The organism is Candidatus Symbiopectobacterium sp. NZEC135 (assembly GCF_025962695.1).
In genome coordinates this window covers 1-785 of sequence record NZ_JAGFPF010001001.1, presented here as the reverse complement: position 1 = coordinate 785, position 785 = coordinate 1, and the positions used below count along the sequence as shown (strand labels likewise).

Sequence of the window (785 nt, the reverse complement as noted above, 5' to 3'; positions counted from 1 at the left end):
CAGATGCCACCGGACGCGATCTGCTGGCACGCGTGGCGCATGGCGCGTTTGCCACGCTGATCACCGCTACCGGCGTCAGCGCTGCCTGTTTGCTTCTCGGTATTGTGTTTGGACTATTCCCACGGCTGTTTATTGGTCCGATGGAGATAGCCAATGCGCTGCCGCCGATGATGGCGGGCCTTATCGTCGTCACGCTGACCGGGCCGTCTACCTATGGCGCAGCACTGGCGGTGATGCTGGTCAGTTGGGCACCGCTGGCGGCGCATACTGCCGCGCTGGTTGAAGAGATCCTGGCGCGCCCTTATGTGCGCATCACCCCACTGCTGGGGATCGGGCGTTGGCATCGCTTTACGGGCTATGTGCTGCCAGCACTGATTGGCCCCGTGACCCGACACGCCTTAGTGCGTTTTCCCGGTATCACACTGGCACTGACCGCATTAGGTTTTCTCGGGTTGGGACAACAGCCGCCGTACCCTGAATGGGGCCGGATTGTTGCTGAAGGCATGCCTTATATTGAGCGCGCGCCGTGGGCGGTGCTGGCCCCTGTTGCCACGCTGATGCTGCTGGCAATGTTGGCGGTCTCATTGGGACAAATGGCTAATGGCGTGAAAAGCACAAAGTGACAATGTCACTTATATCATATCGAAGCGCCCGTCAGTTGCGTGCAGCAAAACAGCAAAAAACGCTTCTGGCGTGGTAAAGCACGCCCGTTGTGTCGTACCATTCGCTACAGTGTGGTTATGCAACCCGCCTTTCCTGACGATGACCAAAGGCAAGCACCACGT

1 protein-coding gene is annotated in these 785 nt (G+C 58.9%); it reads left to right on the top strand.

Going from position 1 to position 785, the window contains the following annotated elements; translation table 11 throughout:
- A partial coding sequence (locus tag J5224_RS32030; protein WP_264628993.1) for an ABC transporter permease occupies positions 1–623 on the top strand: 623 nt, incomplete at its 5' end.
- Positions 624–785: the final 162 nt, after the last annotated feature.